The organism is Motiliproteus sp. MSK22-1, assembly GCF_001968815.1.
Lineage (GTDB): Bacteria > Pseudomonadota > Gammaproteobacteria > Pseudomonadales > Balneatricaceae > Motiliproteus.
Window position 1 is genome coordinate 1 of the sequence record NZ_MIEQ01000055.1, and the last position, 319, is coordinate 319.

Here is a 319-nt window from a genome sequence, read left to right on the forward strand (position 1 = left end):
AGTGGTTGGACAACACCTACCCGCAGATCAAAAGGCGAGCTTTCGAGGAAGGAGCGGAGATCTACTGGGGCGATGAAACGGGAATACGTAACGACTGCCAGCACAGTCGGGGTTACGCACCAAAGGGGCAAACGCCGGTAGTTGAAATCAATGCCAAACGGTTCTCAACGAATATGATCTCAGCGGTTAACAACCAAGGTGCTGTACGCTTCATGATGTATGGAGAGAACATGACAGCAAAAGTATTACTACGGTTTATGAAGCGTCTGATAAAGGATGCGGGACGAAAAGTGTTTCTCATTCTAGACAATCTTCGAGT

General features: G+C 48.0%; 1 protein-coding gene. It reads left to right on the forward strand.

The annotated features are described in order from the left end of the window. A partial coding sequence (locus BGP75_RS17175) for a transposase (protein WP_198939391.1) occupies nt 1–319 on the forward strand: 319 nt, incomplete at both ends.